Origin of the sequence: Nocardioides guangzhouensis, assembly GCF_004519545.1 — a bacterium.
GTDB lineage: Bacteria > Actinomycetota > Actinomycetes > Propionibacteriales > Nocardioidaceae > Nocardioides > Nocardioides guangzhouensis.
Genome location: NZ_SDKM01000007.1, coordinates 26,971 through 41,784, shown reverse-complemented (window position 1 = coordinate 41,784; position 14,814 = coordinate 26,971). Strand labels below are relative to the sequence as shown.

Genomic DNA, 14,814 nt, shown 5'->3' with positions numbered 1-14,814 from the left:
GTACGACGCCTTCCGCTCGACCGGTGACTCAGCGCAGGTGACGTAGCCAGCCGACCCGCAGGAAGCCGTTGCGGATCCGCTGCGGGTGGTCGCCGACCCGCACGCTCCTGGTGACCCGGCCGGTGGCGTAGGAGATCCGGGAGACCTTGTCGCTCCCGCTCCACGAGATGTAGCAGCTCTTCCCGTCCGCGCTCGGCGTCACCCAGTAGGGCTTGAGCCCGCGCTTCAGCAGCGGGCCCCGGCGGAAGGTCGCGCGGTCGACGACGGTCGCGTAGTCGGACATGGTGCCGGCGACGCAGATCTTCGTGCCGCCCGGGTTCATCGCGATGCCGTGGTGCGCGGAGTCGAGGACGTACTGCTCGCGCGGCATGTCCGGCACGAGGTTGGGCAGCCGCTTCACCCGGGTGATCCGGCCCGAGCTGCGCTCCATCTCGAGGAACCCGTGGAAGAACGACACCTGGAGGTAGATCTTCCTCTCGTCCGGCGACAGTGTCAGCGGGCGCACGGCGTGGCTCACCCGGGTCAGCCCGGCGTCGTCGAGCGCGCGCCGCACGTTGATCCGGCGCTTGACCTCGAAGCTGCGCGCATCGACGAATTGCAGGACCCGCTCGTCCTTCGTGGAGTCCATCTCCGGCTGGTCCAGCGGGCTGTAGACCATCCCGATGCTGGCGTGCAGGATGGTGCGCCCGCCGTCGAGGTAGACGTTCTCGTGCGGCGACCCGCCGCTGGGGAACCGGCCCAGCTCCTTGCCGTCGCTGGTGCGCAGCACGTGCACGACCTTCGCGGTGCTCGCGCTCACCGCGACCCGGGTGCCGTCCGGCGAGATCGCCATGTGGTCGGAGCGGTAGCCCTCGACCGGGAACCGCCACACGATCCTCTTCGTGCGCAGGCTGATCGCGACCACGTCGGCGAAGCTGGGCCGGGAGACGATCAGCATCCGGCCGTCGTCGGTGGTGTACAGGTCGTCGACCAGCTGGTCGTGTCCCTCGCCGATCGCCTCCCGGATCGCCAGGAAGTAGGCCAGCTTGTCGGGGCTGGCGGTGATCTCGGCCATCCGCTCGTCCCGGTCCGGGACGACGTCGACCCGCGCCAGCCGCTCGAACGATCCCGGCGCCAGCAGGTCGGCGGTCCCGGCCCAGTTGTTGCCGACGTAGACCACGCGGCGTACGTCGCCGGCCGGGGTCTGCCCCTCGGCTGCGGCCGCCGACGGGACGGGCGGAGCCGGGCTGACGACGGTCGCGCCGGTCACGGTCACGGCGGCGATCGTGGCGGCCGCGACGGCCGGTGCCACGACCCGGGCGATGCGCGTCATGGGCCTCTCCTCGGGGTGGGGCGTCACGCGTTCCAACGAACCGGCGTCCGGGGGGTTACCTGACGGACCCGAGGTTTGGGCCACCGACATCGGGGAAGGGGCACGGGGACCGTGGCGTGAGCGAAGGAGTTGACCCATGTACGGCGACACCGCCGCCATGCGGAAGCGGGCCGCGCAGCTCCGGGAGCAGGGCACCGACGTCCGAGCCCTCGCCGACCGGCTCGTCGCCCAGCTCGACCGTCTCCAGTGGCAGGGACGCGCAGCGGCCGACATGCGCACCCGCATCCACGAGCGGGCCGTTCACCTCCGCGACTGCGCCGGCCAGCACGAGAACGCCGCCGAGTCGCTCGAGCGCCACCTCACCGAGGTCGACCGGCTCAAGGACGCCATCGCCGCCAGCGAGCGCAAGGCGTCGTCCCTGGTGGCCGACGCGAAGACCCGGATCGCCACGCTCCGCGGCCACGACGACCCGGCCGGCGTCACCCGGGAGCCCACCGACACCGACCGACAGCTCGACCAGTTCGTGCCGCCCCCGCGCGGCCACAAGGACTGGCTGAGCGTCACCCTCCCCGGGCTCTGACCCGCGCCCCCGACCCCCGGACTGGAGACATGCCGACCGTAGACCTGGCCACCCCCGCCAACCCGCCCCCGACTCCCCCGGGCACGCTCGAGGGCCTGCCCCGGCGGCTCGCGCTCACCCTCCTCGAGCTCCGGCTGCTCTCTGAGCGCGCCGGCGGCGCGCCGCTCCCGTTCGACGTGGTCGAGCGCACCGACGCCGGCCCGCTGCAGGACCGGCTCGGGCAGAGCCGGCAGTCCGCCGACGACGAGGCGTACGCCGCGGCACTCGACACCCTGCACGACCCGGCGGAGGCGCTGGCCCGCCGCGGCCTGCTGACCGGGGACGCCGGAGCGATCCCGGACGCCGGAGTGGTCGGGGCGCTCGGCCTGCTGGCCACTCCGGAGCTCGCGCTCGACCTCGACGTCGTCGTCGACACGGTCCGCGGCCGGGCTTGGCACCGCCAGCGCGCGGGCGCCGTGGCCTCGCTGTCGACGGTCGACGGGATCGTCTTCGAGCTGGCCTGGTTCGGCACCGACCAGTGGGCCGCCGAGCTGGCCCGGATGGCGGTGGTCCCGGAGGACGTCGAGCTCGGCGACTCCACGGTCCCCGACGTGGTCGACCTGCCCTACGAGCTGCTCGACGCGGGCGCGGAGGCGCTGCGCAGCGGCCGTGCCGACCTGCTCTCGACCGTGGTCGCGCACCACACCGGTTCCACCGTGGACGGCGCCGGCTCACCGCTCGACGACGCCATGGTGTCCGCGGTGGTCGGTGCCCTGGTCGGCGAGACCCAGGGCCGGCTGCGCGCGCTGGTCGCCGACGTCGGGGCCGGGGGCAGCACGGTCGGCGTCCTGTCCTGGGTGCTGCTCGCCGACGGCTGGCGGGTGCTGCGCCCGCACCAGGAGCAGGACGCCCACCGGGTCGAGGTGCGCCGGGTGGAGCCGGCCGACCTCGCGTCGGTGCTGGGGCCGGTCCTGGCGGAGGTGACGGCATGAGCACGACCAGCGAGCGTCCTGAGGTGGCGCACGACAAGTACGAGGAGATGATGCGTCTGGCGGATCTCTACGACTCCGCCGGCGACGAGATGCGCGAGCGGGCGCAGCTCGGCGCCGCGGTGCTGGCCGACGAGGCGGTGGCGGACTCCGCCGACCTGGCCCGCGCGACGTACCTGCGGGCGGAGGACGACATCCTCGCCGCGACCACCGGCAGGAACGGGCTCATGGTCCGCTCGGTCGAGCTCGACGCGGACGCGCTGGTCGTGCGCGCCACCGTGCTCACCTACCGCTGGATCGACGACCTCCAGGTAGCTGCGTACCGGACGCTCGGGTCGATCGCGGCCCGGGCGGTCGGCTACCTCGCGCCCGAGGTGGCGCTGGGGGGCGCGATCGTCTCGGCCGGGCTGATCGAGACCGGGGCGCTCGACCGCGACGGGCTCGCGGCGTACCTCAACGAGCTGGCCGAGGCGAACCCCGACCTGATGGATCACTTCGTCAGCGGCGGCGGCGGGCTCCTCGACGCGCTGCAGATGCGGGCCCTGCTGACCGCCGCGGTCCTGGGCGGCTCGTCCGCGGCGGCCGCGACCCGGGGCGGGCTGCGCGCCGTCGGCGCCCCCGAGCTCGCCCCCGAGCTCGCCGTGGACTTCTCCGCAGCGCTGCGCGACGTCGCGGCCGGGTTCGTGGTCGACGAGCCGAGCGGGCCGGTGGCAGCCACCGCGGAGGGGACGGCACCGCGCACGCTGGAGGACCTGATGACCTCGCTCAGCCAGGTCGAGGGCGAGCTGCTCGTGCAGCGGCTCGGCGAGGGCCGGTTCATCGGCTACCTGCCGAGCCCCGCGACCCGCTCCGAGGGCCTGCGGCTCGTGGGTGGCGACAACCGGGCCCGCGCGGCGTCGGTGGTGGCCGCGCTGGAGACCGCCATCGGCGACGAGCCCGGCGCACGGGTGCTGCTGGTGGGCCACGCACGAGGCGGCATGACCGCAGCGGAGATCGCGGCCTCGGCAGCGTCCGACCGGTTCACCATCGACCAGGTGATCACCGCCGGCTCACCGTCGGCGCAGGTGCCGCGGGTCCCCGGTCCCACCACCGTGCTGGCGCTCGAGGACCGCACCGACCCGGTGGCGCTGCTCGGGTCGCTGATCAACGCAGGCGTCCCGAACCGGCTGACCGTGGTCTTCGACGGGGGCGACGGGCGCGGCGCGGCGGCGTACGTCGCAGGCGGCCGCGCCGTCGACGCCGCCGACCACCCGGAGCTGCGGGCGGCGATCCGGCGGATCCAGGAGCTGGGCTACCTCTCGGCCTGAACGTCACACGATGTCGTGGACGAACTCGCCCAGCTGGGTGAGGTTGCGGCACTCGACCATGTCCACGACCTCCGCGTAGGCGCGGGCCGCCGAGTCGCCGATGTTCCAGCTGCGCGCGTGCTCGGGGTTGAGCCACCAGGCGTGCCGCGACCGGTCGACCATGCCACGGAACGTGTCGAGGGCGAGGTCGCTGTAGTTGGAGCGCGCGTCGCCGAGCACCAGCAGGCTCGACCTCGGGCCCAGCGCGTCGGCATACTGCTCGTCGAACCGGGTGAACGCGCGGCCGTAGTCCGTGCGCCCCCACAGCGCCGCCTTGCTCGCGCTGGCCGCCAGCGCCGTCATCACGTCGGCGACGTCGGCCCCCGGCCGGAAGTGGTGGGTGACCTCGTGGACCTCGTCGACGAACGTGAACGCGCGGACCTTGGTGAACTGGTCGCGCAGCGCGTAGACCAGCAGCAGCGTGAACTGCGCGAAGCTCGCCACCGAGCCGCTGACGTCGCAGAGGACCACGAGCTCGGTGCGGTGCGGCCGCTTCGGCCGGTGGTGGGTGGTGATCGGGACGCCGCCGGTCGAGATCGAGGCGCGAACGGTACGCCGGAAGTCGAGCGGACCGCGCCGGCGCGCGTGGTGCTCCTGGCTGAGCCGGGTCGCCAGCCGCCGCGCGAGCGGGTAGATCTCGCGCCGCATCTGCTCGAGGTCGGCGCGGCGGGCGCTGGTGAAGTCGATCTTGTCGATGGTGGGTCGGAGTGTGGTGTCGGCGACGTGCTCGGGCCCCTTCGCCTCCGCGATCCGGCGGCGGGCGTCGGCCTCGACGAGCCCGGTGAAGCGGGCGGCGCGGCCGGTGGCGGTACGCCGGGCACCGTCCTCGTCGAGACCGTCGGCGTGCAGGGCGTCCGCGATCTGCGCCACCAGTCGGTCCGGCTCGACCCGTTTGAGGGTCTGGTAGGCGCTCCATGACGACAGGCCCGGCGCCCGACCGGGCATCGCGCCGAACCGGGTGACCGCCTGGATCGCGAGGTCCTGCACCCGGGCCTCGTCGCCCGCGGCGAGCGCCTCCCCGAGGTCCTCGCGGAACGCGGTGAGCGCCGGTCCGGTGTCCTGCGGGCCCTCGGGTTCCTCCCCCTCCGTGCGCGCGGTGCGGCCGTCGCCGACCAGGGCCGGGAAGAAGAGGTCGAAGAGCGCGTCGAAGCTGGGCCGGTGGGCGGCCCGCTTGACCAGCGTGGCGGCGTACGTCGCGCGGAGGGCGTCACGGTCGTGCAGCCCGACGGCGGTCACCGCGGTCGCAGCATCGACGTCCTCCGCGAGCGAGACCGGGACGCCGGCACGCCGGAGCGCCTCGACCAGCGCGACGTGCCGGTCGACCAGGCCTCCGGTGACGCTCATCGTGCTCAGCCCCGGGCCAGCCGCAGCTCGCGCACCGCGCGGTCGTGGTCGGAGGCGTGCTTGAGCACCACGCCGAGGGTGTCGGCGATCGCCTTCGCGTCCAGCTCGCGGGTCTCCAGCGCGATCAGGGTCCGCGCCCAGTCGACGGACTCCGCGATCGACGGGGCCTTCTTGAGCTCCAGGTCGCGCAGCCGGGCGACGGTGTCGACCACCTGGCGGGCCAGCGCGTCGTCGAGCCCGGGCACCTGGGAGAGCAGGATCTCGCGCTCGCGATCGGGCTCGGGGTAGTCGAGATGGAGGTAGAGGCAGCGCCGCTTCAGCGCCTCGGAGAGCTCCCGGGTGGCGTTGGAGGTGAGCACCACGAAGGGTCGGCGTACGGCGGCGACGGTGCCCAGCTCGGGGATCGTCACCTGGAAGTCGGAGAGCACCTCGAGCAGGAGGCCCTCCACCTCGACGTCGGTCTTGTCGACCTCGTCGATCAGCAGCACCGTCGGCTCGTCCTGCCGGATCGCGGCGAGCAGGGGCCGGGTGAGCAGGAACTCCTCGGTGAAGATGTCGTCGTGCGTCTCCCGCCAGGAGTCGTCACCGCCGGCGGCCTGGATGCGCAGCAGCTGCTTCTTGTAGTTCCACTCGTAGAGCGCACGCGCCTCGTCGAGGCCCTCGTAGCACTGCAGCCGGACCAGCGCGGCACCGGTCGCCTGCGCGACCGCCTTGGCCAGCTGGGTCTTGCCGACCCCCGCGGGACCCTCGACCAGCAGCGGCTTGCCGAGCGCCCCGGCGAGGTAGGAGGTGATCGATGTCGGCCGGTCGGCGAGGTAGCCGGTGCCGCCGAGGCTGGTCGTCGCGTCGTCCGGGGACTGGAACCAGGTCACCGGGCCAGCCTACGGGCGGGCCGGTCCCCTCATCCGGTGGCCTTCGCGTTGAGGTAGCGCTGCTCGGGGATGCTGGTCGCGAGACGTGCGGCTTCGGCGTACTCATGGCGGGCCTCGACCGGGCGGCCGGCGCGGTCGAGCAGGTGGGCGCGTACGGCGTGCAGCCGGTGGTGGTGCCGGAGCCGGCGGTCGCCTCGGAGTGGCTCCAGCATCGCGAGCGCGGCGTCCGGTCCGTCGACCTCGGCGACCGCCACCGCGTGGTTGAGGGTGACCATGGGGCCGGGCGTGAGATCGGCGAGCATGCGGTAGAGCTCCACGACCTGCGGCCAGTCGGTGTCGGCGGCGGCGGCCTCGGCATGGACAGCGGCGATGGCGGCCTGGAGCTGGTAGGGACCGACCCGCCCGACCGGCAGCGCCTCCTCGACCAGGCGGATCCCCTCGACGATCAGGTCGCGGTCCCAGCGGCTGCGGTCCTGCTCGGCCAGGGGCACCAGGGTTCCGTCGGCGTCGAGCCGCGCCGCGCGCCGGGAGTCGGTGAGCAGCATCAGCGCCAGCAGCCCGCTGACCTCGCTCATCGCGGGCAGATGCCGGTGCAGCTCGCGGGTCAGCCGGATCGCCTCCTCGGCCAGCCGGGTGTCGGTGAGGCCGGTGCCGGTGGTCGCGGTGTGCCCCTCGGTGAACACGAGGTAGAGCACCTGTGCGACCGCGGCGGTGCGCTCGGGGAGCTCGTCGGCCGCGGGCAGCGCGAACGGCGCGTCGACCTCGCGCAGGGTCGCCTTCGCGCGGCTGATCCGCTGCGCCATCGTCGACTCCGGCACCAGGAAGCCGTGCGCGACCTGGGCCGTGGTCAGGCCGCCGACCGCGCGCAGGGTGAGCGCGACCTGGGACGCGCGGCTCAGCGCCGGGTGGCAGCACAGCAGCAGGGTGAGGGAGTCGTCGTGGCAGCCGACGTCGGCCTCGGTGGTACGCCGGGCGTCGGCCTCCTCGCGCGCCGTACGTGCTCCGTCGGCGCGCCACCGGTCCACCAGCCGCCGGCCCGCGACGGTGACCAGCCAGCCGCGCGGGTTGGCGGGCGTGCCCTCGACCGGCCACTGCCGGGCCGCGTCGACCAGCGCCTCCTGGACGGCGTCCTCGGCGGCGTCGAAGTCGCCGTACCTGCGGACCAGCGCCGCGAGGACGTGCGGCGCCTCTGAGCGCCACACGTCCTCGAGACGCGCGGTGGTCACGGGCGGGTCACTGGTCGTCGCCGCCGGGCCACATCACGGGTCGCAGCTCGACGGTGCCACCGGGCTGGGTGAAGTGGTCGGCGATCTCGACGGCCCGCTCGCGGGTGGCGACGTCGATGATGAAGAACCCGGCGAGCTGCTCCTTCGCCTCGGCGTACGGGCCGTCCGTCACCACGTGCTTCTCCGGCGTCCACCCGAAGACCGTCGACGCGGCCGGGTCGCCCAGCGCCTCCGCGGTCACGAACTCCCCCGACGCGACGATCTCGTTCATCAGCGCCTCGAACGCCTGGTCCATCCGCTCGTGCTCGGCGTCCGGCAGCTCCCGGCCCTCGGCGGTGAACCGCTGGGTCGGGTGCCCCCACGGGTCGGGGTTGGAGTGGATGAGGATGACGTACTTCATGGCTCTCCCTTTCGTCGGCGCAGGCGCCCCGTTGCGATCCTGCACCAGGGACGTCGGAGCCGCTCCCCCGCTTTCGACATCGAGTCCCACCGCGGGACGTCGTACGAAACGGTCGTCCGGGCAGCTGGAGCAGCCAGAACGGACGACATTGTCCGTGACGTCATACGAGCTGGTCGCCGGAGCAGCTGCCCGGGCAGCCGGAGCGGATGACGTCCTGGGGTGGTGCGGGAGCGGAGGTCGCCGGACACTGGGGGCCATGGCTGAGCGGCACGCGCAGGTGGTCCGGGCCGGGGAGGGCGAGGTCCTCGGCGCGGACGCGGGGTGCCGCGACCGGTTCCTGCTGGACGGCCAGGACTGGGGCGGGCGGTTCGCGGTGGTCGAGCACCTGCTGGCGCCGCGGTCGATCGCGGCACCGATGCACCGGCACACGATGGAGGACGAGTTCAGCTTCGTGCTCGAGGGCCGGATCTGGGCACAGCTCGGGGAGGACGAGGTCGTGGCCGAGCCGGGCGACCTGGTCCTCAAGCCGCGCGGGCAGTGGCACACGTTCTGGAACGCGGCCGACCGGCCCGCCCGGCTGCTGGAGCTGATCTCGCCGGGCGGGCTGGAGGAGATGTTCCGGGCCGTCGACACCGCGCCGGAGGACGTCGACCTCGGGCCGGTCGTGGCGCCGTACGGCTGCGACGCCGACCTGGCCGCGACCTGGCCGATCGTCGAGAGGTACGGTCTGACGTTCGGGTGAAGTCCTCCGCTCAGTCGAGCGCCTGGCTCGGCAGCAGCGATGGCCCGGCATACGGCACGAGTTGCCCCTCGGCCAGCTTCAGCAACTGGCCCCAAGCATCGCGAACGCTCAGACCCGGGGTCGCCGACACCCTGGCGGCGATCATGCCGGCCACCAGCGGGGTGGCGAACGAGGTGCCGCTCCACACGGCCATCCCGTTGAACTTGCGGGCAGGTGGGGTGGGGGGAGCGTTCCAGGTGGGCTGGTAGCTGCCCGTCGCGTAGCCGTTCATCAGCAGGTCGCCCGGCGCCCAGACGTCGACCTTGCCGTAATTGCTCCAGTGTGCACGCGTGAGCGGCCCCCCAGGCTGGTAGCGCGTTTGGTCGCTGGCGCGCTCGAGCGGGGCGCCATCGGTGAGCCCGCCGACCGACTTAACCCAGTCGAACTTGCTCGGCCAGGTCACCCGCGCGTCGCCGTCGTTTCCGACCGGCGCCAGGATCACCAGATCGCGGTCCTTGATCACCGCGGAGAGCTGGGCCAGGGACGGTGGGGGAACGTTGTCCTGCGTCGTGCCGGCGAAGTTGACCACCATCACCTGGACTCCTGAGTTCTCGATCTCGTCGCGCATGAGAAGAGCAAGGTCGATGTCGCACACCGCGCCGAGCTCGTCCGTCTCCGGCTCCGGCTCGCCCGTCTCCTGTTCCGGTCGGAGCAGCTTCGCCGCGTTCACCACGTAGACCGCGGCATCCGGTGCGGCGACGCCGACGCACCCGGCCGTGAACGTGCCGTGGCCGCCGTCCTGGGTGATCTCGAACTGGCCGGGCTGGTTCGGGAGCTTGTGTACCAACGTGTCGGGGTCACCGGTGACTCGCGACATCCACGTCAGTGCGGCAGTTGTGGTGTGGACCAGCCCGGTGTCCAGGATGCGCACGACGACCTCGCCCTGCGAGGCGAAGGTCTGCGTGGCGGGCACGGGGTCCGTCGAACCATCGGTCAGCTCCGGTTCGATGGCCGCGCAGGAGTGCACCTTGCAGACATAGAACACGTGATCCAGGCTCACGGCTGCGGTGCCCAAATTGCCACGCACACTTTGGATCTGCTCGGCCAGTGACCACACCTTCTTTGGGCGGCCAGTGAGGCGGCGAAGGCCGCGGCGAAGGCGGCCTTCGCCACCTTCGCCCTCCTTGGCGGGCACCGTGATGTGCACCCGAGTCAGGCCGGTCAGGAACTCGCCGTCCTCGGCGGAGTTCCGGATCTTCCGCGTGGTCAACTCCCGCTGCACGGCGCCGAGGTCCGGGGTCCGCGCGATGACCTGGTCGATGCGATAGAGATAGTCCACGCCCTCGGGCCGGGTTTTCCAGTCGGGGGGATGTGCCCGGACGTTCGGGGCGGCCCGGAGGATGTTCTCGATCTGCACACGCTCGACGTTGCTCTCTCTGCCCACCTCGGTCATTGCTCAACCTCCCCTGTCGTGCCGTCGACGCCCGACGGCGGTTCTCCCTACGATCAAATCTGTGGCGGACCCTGCCCCGAGCCCCTCAGCCCCCCCGGAGGTCGGCGGGTTGCTGGCCCTCGCGCTCTCCCGGCCGCATGAAGCGCTCGCGGCGGCGCGTTCGCTCCTCGCCGACGGAGGCGACCCGGCAGCCGCGGCGATCGCCCACCAGGCGGCGGGCGTCGTCCTGCGCGACTTCGGGGACATGGACGAGGCGCTCTTGGAGTTCCGTGCGGCGATCCGATGCGCCCGCCGGGCTCGTGACGACGAGCGCGAGGCGGATGTGCGGGCGGCGTACGGCGTCGCGCTGGTGATGGCTGGACACCCGCGCGGGCTCGCCGAGATCCGGCGTGCGGCCGACGTCGCTACCGGAGCGGCGAACGGGCGGATCCAGATCCGACTCGCCCATGCCCTCTGGCTCGTGGGCCGAAACGCCGACATGCTCCGGGCAGCTCAGCGAGCCGTCGACCTGCTCGAGGGTTCGGGGGACCTGCCCTGGGAGGGACGCGCGTTCGGCCACCGCGCCAAGGCGCACCTCGCGCTCGGCGCCGTGGCCCGGGCGGACGCCGACTACGCCCGGTCCGAGCAGCTGTTCGCGGCGGCGGGACAGCGCCTGGAGTACGCCTCCGCGTTGCAGGACCGCGGCACCACCGCGTTCGCCCGCGGCGACCTCCCCGCGGCTCTCACGTTCCTGGACGACGCCCAGCAGGTCGTCGACGAGCTGGGGGTGTTCGAGCCGGAGATCGATGTCGCCCGCGTCCAGGTCCTGCTCGCCGCGGAGCTGGCCCGCGATGCACTGCGGGTCGCCGACGCTGCGGTGGCACGCAGCCTCTACCTGCACGGTTCCGCGGTACGCCGCGCGGAGCTGCTCTTCGCCGCCGCCCTGGCCGCGTCGGCGTCCGGCGACCAGGAGACCGCGGTCGCGCGCAGCGCCGAGGCGGTGCGGATGTTCCGCCACCAGCAGCGTGGCTGGTGGGCCGGTCGGGCCGAGCTGGTGCTGCTGGGCAGCCGCTTCGCGACGGACGGCGCCTCGCCCGCCCTGCTCCGCGCGGCCACCCGGCTCGCGACGACCCTGGAGTCGGTGGACCCGTCGCGCGTCCCCGAGGCGCGGCTGCTGTGCGGCCGGCTCGCGCTCGCGGGCGGCCAGCGGGTCACCGGGGTGCGCCACCTGCGGGCCGCGGCGGCGCGCCGCCCCCGCGACGTGCGCGCGCGCTCGACCGGCTGGCTCGCGCGGGCCGTCCTGGCCGACGTCGAGGCACGTCCGGGCGACATGCTCGCCGCCTGCCGGCGAGGGCTGGACCTCATCGACGTGCACCTCGGCACCCTCGGCGCCACCGAGCTGCGCGCCCAGGCCACCGCCCAGGGCGACGACCTGGCGCGGCTTGCCCTGGCCCACGCGGTCCGCACCGGGGACGCCCACCGGCTGCTCGTCTGGAGCGAGCGGTGGCGGGCAACCGCGCTCACCGTCCCTCCGGTGCGGTCCGAGGTCGAGCCCGAGCTCACCCGCGACCTGGCCGCGTTGCGCACGGTCGCGCGGCGGCTGGAGGACGAGCCGACGGGTGCCGGCGCGGCCACGCTCCGGCGGGAGCAGCGCCGCCTCGAGGACGCCGTACGACGGCGCGCGCTGCACCGCCCCGGCGCGGGCGCGGGCACGAGCGAGCGGCTGCAGGTCACCCAGCTGCGCACCCTGCTCGGCGAATCCGAGCTGGTGGTGCTCACCGACGTCGACGGGCAGCTGTACGCCGTCGTGCTCTCCGGCGACCGGCCGGCGACGATGCACCACGTGGGCGGCGTCGAGGCCGTCGAGCGGGCGCTCGCGCAGACGCTCTTCGCCCTGCGCCGCCAAGGCACCCGGCCCGGCGGGTCTCCCCTCGACCTGGCGCCGATCGGCGAGCGCCTCCAGGAGGCGTTGCTGGGGACCGCGGTCGACGCGCTGACCGCGCAGTCGGTCGTCGTGGTCCCCACCGGCCGGCTGCACGCGGTCCCCTGGGCGCTGCTGCCCCGACTGGCCGACCGGGCGGTCACCGTCGCGCCGTCCGCCGCCACCTGGATGCGCGGCCAGCGTGCCGCCACCGTGCACGACGGCCGGGTCGTCCTGGTCGGCGGGCCCCGCCTGTCCACCGGCGCAGCCGAGGTGCGGCATCTCGCCGAGCGGTACCCGGACGCCGTCGTCCTCGCCGACGGAGAGGCGACGAGCGAACGCGTCCTCGCCGCCATGGACGGCGCGTCGCTGGTCCATGTCGCCGCGCACGGCACCTTCCGGTCCGACAGCCCGCTGCTGTCGGCACTTGAGCTGGACGACGGTCCGCTGACCGTCTACGACCTGGAGCGGCTGGGGCGAGCCCCGCACCGGGTCGTCCTGTCGAGCTGCAACTCCGCGGTCGGAGCCCCGTCGGGGGCGGACGAGCTGCTGGGCGTCGTCAGGGCCCTGATGACCTATGGGTCCGTCGGTGTCGTCGCCAGCGTCGTACCCGTCGACGACCCGGCTACCGTCCCCTTCATGCTGGAGCTCCACCGGCTCCTGGAGGACCGTCCGCTGGGGCAGGCCCTCTCCGAGGCCCGCGCTGCCGTGCGGGACGACCCCGCGGCGCGCACGGCCGCGGACTCGTTCATCGCGCTCGGAGGCTGAACGGCTCACAGGCGGACCCAGTCGGTGACCAATCGCGTGGTCGGGGTCGTGCAGCGCAACCGGACCACGCCGGTGGGGACCGGTTCCACCACGAAGAATCCGAGGTCGTCGGCGAGAACCGTCGCCACGACACCGTCGGCGCCCTCCACCTCGACCTCGCCTGCGGACGGCGGCAGGAACTGCCCGACCACCCGGTCGGACAGCACTTCGATCTCCACGGACTTCAGCTCGACGGAGAAGACCATCACCCGGCCGCTGTCCGCGCTCCGGGTCGCCGCCATGGCGTCCTCCTGCGTCGAGTCGAACATCAGCTGGGCGGTCAGCAGGTCCGCGTCGATGGTCCGCCAGGTGAATGCTCCCTTGGCGCGGCGGGAGACCTCGTCGAGCTCGGGTCGTACGTCGCGCAGTGCCTCTGCCAGATGGAGGGCGAGGACCTCGTCGTCCTCGAATCGTTCGGTCATGGTTCTCGCCTCTCACTGGGTGCGGCCTCCACGGTGGAGAGGAGCCGCTGGACGGATGGCGCCGTGCGCAGCCGAGCCAGGGCACGCGCCCTGGTCGGGCCGATGGCGCCCACGGGGATGCCGGTACGCCGACTGATCTCGGCGTACGGCACCGGTGGGTCCTCGGAGAGCAGCGCCAGCAGCTCGCGCTGGCGGGTGCTGAGAAGGGCGAACCCCTCCAGCAGCGCGGCGTGCCGTTCGGACCGGACCAGGTCGGCGTCCTGGTCGTCCTCGACGACCAGCTGGGCCGCCCAGACCTCGTCCTGGGGGTCGCGCGGCCGCATGCGGCTCGACGCCGTGGCGGCCCGGAGCGCCTCCCGCTCGGCGGTCGTGATCAGCCACTTCGGCAGCGCTCGCGGCTCCCGGAGGTCTCCGAGGTGCTCGACCAGCCGAAGCCACACCGTCTGGGCGACGTCCTGAAGCTCGGCCGGGGAGAGTCGGAAGCGGCGTACGACGGTCACGACGAGGGGGGTGTACCGGTCGACGATCTCGCCCCAGGCGCCCTCGTCCCCCTGCTCGGCGGCGGCCACGAGCAGCGTGACGTCCGTTCGGTCGTCGTCCATGCCTGCCACCTCCCCTTCCAACTACTCCATCGCTCCTGAGCGGGACGAGGGCCCAGCTGATACATCGGCAGGCGAAGTTCCTCACCCCCAGTTCACCAGCGGCGTGGAACCGGGCACAAGCCGCTTTCGGGTGGTCGTGGCATGGGTTGTCCAGACCGTTGTATCGCCGGTGCGGGCCGGCCCTCCGGCGACCACAGGTCTCGGAGATCCGACACCCGAAGGGGCACCACCACCATGAACACCACCTCTGCACGCACCACCACGACCCACCAGGTCCGCCACCGGGCCCGCCGCGTCGCCACCCTGGCCGCCGCCGGCGCCGTCACCTGCCTGGCGCTGGTCCCGACCCTGGCGTACGCCGCGCGGATCCCGCCCGACATCCCCCTGCCCACGACGCAGACACCGCAGACCAGCCACGACATCGACGACGTCGTGCTGGCGCGCAAGCTGCAGATGTCCCAGGCCCGGGCGACCGGGCACGTCGTGACCTCCGACCCGGTCAGCCTCGACCCGAAGCGGATGCCCGCACTGGCGCACATCCTCCTCGCCGTGGAGCGCTACGGCCCCCGGTCGGACTCGACGTGCTACATCCCGGAGACCCTCGACTCGTGGAGCCGCCGGCTCATCGCGGTCCAGCTCTGCAGCGGGGTCCGCGTCGTACCGGCCGTCGAACCGGCCGTCCTGCTCGCCCGGGCGCCGTACGGCGATCCGGCCTCGAGCGGTGCGGTCGGGCACTGCGGGCACGAGAGCGCGCACCAGCCGCAGTCGGCACTCGGACTGCCGGTCTCGGCCTGGTACACGCCGACCTCCTGCTGAGGCAGCACCACCTGGGGAGGCGTCCCGTTTCGTCGGGGCGCCTCC

The 14,814-nt window shown here is 73.4% G+C and carries 14 protein-coding genes; 6 read left to right on the top strand and 8 right to left on the bottom strand.

The window, feature by feature from the left end; all coding sequences use genetic code 11:
- Nucleotides 1-28: 28 nt before the first annotated feature.
- Entirely contained in the window at nucleotides 29-1,312 is a 1,284-nt protein-coding gene (locus tag EKO23_RS06300) for a YncE family protein (protein WP_134715289.1), read from the bottom strand.
- Nucleotides 1,313-1,448: 136 nt separating this feature from the next.
- Here EKO23_RS06300 and EKO23_RS06295 point away from each other — a divergent pair, with 136 nt between their 5' ends.
- From EKO23_RS06295 to EKO23_RS06285, 3 genes are read left to right on the top strand one after another with little or no spacing between them, the layout of a single operon-like run.
- On the top strand, nucleotides 1,449-1,892 hold the full coding sequence (locus EKO23_RS06295; protein WP_134715286.1) for a hypothetical protein: 444 nt from the start codon (nucleotides 1,449-1,451) through the stop codon (nucleotides 1,890-1,892).
- A 29-nt stretch (nucleotides 1,893-1,921) separates the two neighbouring features.
- Nucleotides 1,922-2,863 (top strand): hypothetical protein, encoded by a 942-nt coding sequence (locus EKO23_RS06290; protein WP_134715283.1) that lies wholly within the window; start codon nucleotides 1,922-1,924, stop codon nucleotides 2,861-2,863.
- Nucleotides 2,860-4,167, top strand: coding sequence for a hypothetical protein (locus EKO23_RS06285; RefSeq protein ID WP_134715280.1), 1,308 nt, complete (start codon nucleotides 2,860-2,862; stop codon nucleotides 4,165-4,167). Before EKO23_RS06290 ends, EKO23_RS06285 begins: the two co-directional genes overlap by 4 nt.
- A 3-nt stretch (nucleotides 4,168-4,170) precedes the next feature.
- Here the strand turns inward: EKO23_RS06285 and EKO23_RS06280 are convergent, their stop codons facing one another.
- The 4 genes from EKO23_RS06280 to EKO23_RS06265 are packed head-to-tail and all read right to left on the bottom strand — an operon-like array spanning nucleotide 4,171 to nucleotide 8,048.
- Nucleotides 4,171-5,550, bottom strand: coding sequence for a vWA domain-containing protein (locus EKO23_RS06280; RefSeq protein WP_134715277.1), 1,380 nt, complete (start codon nucleotides 5,548-5,550; stop codon nucleotides 4,171-4,173).
- Nucleotides 5,551-5,555: 5 nt separating this feature from the next.
- Nucleotides 5,556-6,422 carry an AAA family ATPase gene (locus EKO23_RS06275; protein WP_134715274.1) on the bottom strand — a complete coding sequence of 289 codons (867 nt, stop codon included), beginning with the start codon at nucleotides 6,420-6,422 and terminating at the stop codon, nucleotides 5,556-5,558.
- 29 nt (nucleotides 6,423-6,451) lie between these two features.
- Nucleotides 6,452-7,648: an RNA polymerase sigma factor gene (locus EKO23_RS06270; protein WP_134715271.1), complete on the bottom strand. Its 1,197-nt coding sequence runs from the start codon at nucleotides 7,646-7,648 to the stop codon at nucleotides 6,452-6,454.
- 7 nt (nucleotides 7,649-7,655) lie between these two features.
- A complete protein-coding gene (locus EKO23_RS06265; RefSeq protein ID WP_134715268.1) occupies nucleotides 7,656-8,048 on the bottom strand; it encodes a YciI family protein in 393 nt (130 codons plus the stop codon).
- A gap of 256 nt (nucleotides 8,049-8,304) precedes the next feature.
- On the opposite strand from EKO23_RS06265, the gene EKO23_RS06260 reads away from it, so the two are divergent.
- Nucleotides 8,305-8,790, top strand: coding sequence for a cupin domain-containing protein (locus tag EKO23_RS06260; RefSeq protein ID WP_175582665.1), 486 nt, complete (start codon nucleotides 8,305-8,307; stop codon nucleotides 8,788-8,790).
- A 10-nt stretch (nucleotides 8,791-8,800) separates the two neighbouring features.
- Here the strand turns inward: EKO23_RS06260 and EKO23_RS06255 are convergent, their stop codons facing one another.
- A complete protein-coding gene (locus tag EKO23_RS06255) occupies nucleotides 8,801-10,222 on the bottom strand; it encodes a S8/S53 family peptidase (RefSeq protein WP_134715266.1) in 1,422 nt (473 codons plus the stop codon).
- A gap of 61 nt (nucleotides 10,223-10,283) precedes the next feature.
- Between EKO23_RS06255 and EKO23_RS06250 the strand changes: the two genes are divergently transcribed.
- The gene (locus EKO23_RS06250; protein ID WP_134715263.1) at nucleotides 10,284-12,890 is read left to right on the top strand and encodes a CHAT domain-containing protein; all 2,607 of its coding nucleotides are present in this window, start codon (nucleotides 10,284-10,286) and stop codon (nucleotides 12,888-12,890) included.
- Nucleotides 12,891-12,895: 5 nt separating this feature from the next.
- Here EKO23_RS06250 and EKO23_RS06245 read toward each other — a convergent pair whose 3' ends face one another.
- Nucleotides 12,896-13,351, bottom strand: coding sequence for a hypothetical protein (locus EKO23_RS06245; RefSeq protein ID WP_134715260.1), 456 nt, complete (start codon nucleotides 13,349-13,351; stop codon nucleotides 12,896-12,898).
- On the bottom strand, nucleotides 13,348-13,953 hold the full coding sequence (locus tag EKO23_RS06240) for an RNA polymerase sigma factor (RefSeq protein ID WP_134715256.1): 606 nt from the start codon (nucleotides 13,951-13,953) through the stop codon (nucleotides 13,348-13,350). The genes EKO23_RS06245 and EKO23_RS06240 overlap by 4 nt, the downstream gene beginning before the upstream one ends.
- A 234-nt stretch (nucleotides 13,954-14,187) precedes the next feature.
- Between EKO23_RS06240 and EKO23_RS06235 the strand changes: the two genes are divergently transcribed.
- The gene (locus tag EKO23_RS06235) at nucleotides 14,188-14,769 is read left to right on the top strand and encodes a hypothetical protein (RefSeq protein WP_134715254.1); all 582 of its coding nucleotides are present in this window, start codon (nucleotides 14,188-14,190) and stop codon (nucleotides 14,767-14,769) included.
- Nucleotides 14,770-14,814 lie beyond the last annotated feature (45 nt).

Excerpts from the sequence above, each read along its gene's own strand:
- EKO23_RS06290 (WP_134715283.1), top strand. The coding sequence starts at position 1,922 with ATGCCGACCGTAGACCTGGCCACCCCCGCCAACCCGCCCCCGACTCCC.
- EKO23_RS06285 (WP_134715280.1), top strand. The coding sequence starts at position 2,860 with ATGAGCACGACCAGCGAGCGTCCTGAGGTGGCGCACGACAAGTACGAG.
- EKO23_RS06300 (WP_134715289.1), bottom strand. The coding sequence starts at position 1,312 with ATGACGCGCATCGCCCGGGTCGTGGCACCGGCCGTCGCGGCCGCCACG.
- EKO23_RS06280 (WP_134715277.1), bottom strand. The coding sequence starts at position 5,550 with ATGAGCGTCACCGGAGGCCTGGTCGACCGGCACGTCGCGCTGGTCGAG.
- EKO23_RS06235 (WP_134715254.1), top strand. The coding sequence starts at position 14,188 with ATGAACACCACCTCTGCACGCACCACCACGACCCACCAGGTCCGCCAC.
- EKO23_RS06255 (WP_134715266.1), bottom strand. The coding sequence starts at position 10,222 with ATGACCGAGGTGGGCAGAGAGAGCAACGTCGAGCGTGTGCAGATCGAG.
- EKO23_RS06245 (WP_134715260.1), bottom strand. The coding sequence starts at position 13,351 with ATGACCGAACGATTCGAGGACGACGAGGTCCTCGCCCTCCATCTGGCA.
- EKO23_RS06265 (WP_134715268.1), bottom strand. The coding sequence starts at position 8,048 with ATGAAGTACGTCATCCTCATCCACTCCAACCCCGACCCGTGGGGGCAC.
- EKO23_RS06240 (WP_134715256.1), bottom strand. The coding sequence starts at position 13,953 with ATGGACGACGACCGAACGGACGTCACGCTGCTCGTGGCCGCCGCCGAG.
- EKO23_RS06260 (WP_175582665.1), top strand. The coding sequence starts at position 8,305 with ATGGCTGAGCGGCACGCGCAGGTGGTCCGGGCCGGGGAGGGCGAGGTC.
- EKO23_RS06295 (WP_134715286.1), top strand. The coding sequence starts at position 1,449 with ATGTACGGCGACACCGCCGCCATGCGGAAGCGGGCCGCGCAGCTCCGG.